The sequence below is a fragment of the Wolbachia endosymbiont of Cylisticus convexus genome (assembly GCF_003344345.1).
This window is the reverse complement of record NZ_QPIP01000232.1, coordinates 1-1,636: the sequence shown is the minus strand read 5'-3', so window position 1 is coordinate 1,636 and position 1,636 is coordinate 1. Positions and strand designations below refer to the sequence as shown.

Here is a 1,636-nt window from a genome sequence, read left to right as displayed (position 1 = left end):
ACTGGATACATATTTCAGAGAATTTCTTATTTGGTGTACTATACATAGCTGCACTTCTGCACTGGGAAATACACTGTTGATGGCTGCAGGAAAGCTTTTTAGCCCATCTACACATGCAATCAGAATATCTTCTACTCCTCTTTCTTTGAGGTTATTTAGCACTTCCAACCAAAAGTTAGCTCCTTCACTTTCAGCCAAATAAAAGCCCAGGACTTCTTTTCTGCCATTTTGGTCTATGCCCAATATATTGTACATACATTTACTTACGCAATGTCCATCCTCCTTGACCTTAAAGAACATCCCATCCATAAATACTATCGGGTATACTGATTGCAGTGGACGACTACGCCATTCATTGATTATAGGCAGTAATTTGTCGGTAATACTTGATATCTCTGCTACCGATATTTTGTGATCATAAATTTCCTCAACGTGTGACGCTATATCTCTATAGCTCATACCACTGGCAAATGTGCTCAAAATCTTCGTTTCAAGCTCTGGATGTAAGCTTGTTTGCCTTTTTTTGACTATTTGCGGCTCAAAACTTCCTTCTCTATCTCTTGGCGTTAACAGCTCAAATGAACCTGCACTTGTACGTAAAGTCTTTCCATTCCTCCCATTTCTGCGATTATTTTCTTCACTTTCAGCTAATAAATGGTTTTCTATTTCACCTTCTAGACTCGCCTCCAGCAGCTTTTTTATAAATGGTGTTAATGCTCCCTCCTTTCCTGTCAACGGTCTTCCTTCTCGTATAGACGACAGGATATTTGTTTCCAACTCTTTATAATCTACCAATCCGTTAGTTCTGTTTACTACTTTTTGACTCATTGTCAAACCTCCATTTTTAAATTGATATAAATTACTTTTTTTCGGTTTGACACACTTTTTTGAACATTCCCATAGATTTTACCAAAATTCCTGGATTGGATATACTATAGCTCTTTTCATAATAGTCCGAAAAGCTTATAGAAAAGCGGAATCAACAGCATGACGAAAAGATGTGAATAGAGGGATGTTTTTCCTAGCTCTGTTTTTTATAGCAAACCAATGATGCTCAATTTTGTTAAAATCGGGAGAATAAGGCGGTAGATATAAAATTTCTGCGCCAACTCCTTTAGCAAATTCAGTAATCTTATTAGACTTATGAAAAGTAGCATTATCAAGGATAACAGTTTGTCCAGGTTTCAAAATCGGTGTCAGAAACTGCTCAAACCATTTATTAACATATTACAGTGGCCTTCAAATGTTAACGGAACAACTATTTTCCTGCCGTTTAAGGCTGCAATCATACTGATTCGTTGAATTTTTTTACCAGATTTTAGAGCATAAAACCTCTGTCCCTTCTGGCAATATCCATAAGGGTAGTCCTCGGTGTTATCAATGCCAGACTCATCTATATAAACTAAGTTTTGAGGTTCTTTTGTTGCTATAATTTTCAAAAATTCAGCGCGTTTTTCTTCGTCCCTTTCTTTGTATCCATATGTCTTTTTTTGCGTGTGAGTCCAATTTTTTTAAGAGCTCGATGAATCGTTGGGATACTAACATTGCTCCAAAGCTTAGCCATTTCCGATAGAGTTTTTCCACCATATTTTTTAGCAAATTCAGTAAATTTATTCCAGTCAGTAATTTTGTGATT

Annotated in this window: 1 protein-coding gene and 1 pseudogene; both read right to left on the bottom strand. The window is 36.4% G+C overall.

Features of this window, described 5'->3' with window-relative positions; all coding sequences use genetic code 11:
* Positions 1 to 828 (bottom strand): IS256 family transposase (locus Wcon_RS10855; RefSeq protein WP_114516781.1); only part of this gene is annotated, 828 nt, incomplete at its 3' end.
* Between the two features lie 135 nt (positions 829 to 963).
* A pseudogene (locus tag Wcon_RS10850) lies at positions 964 to 1,636 on the bottom strand (IS630 family transposase); the annotation flags it as partial.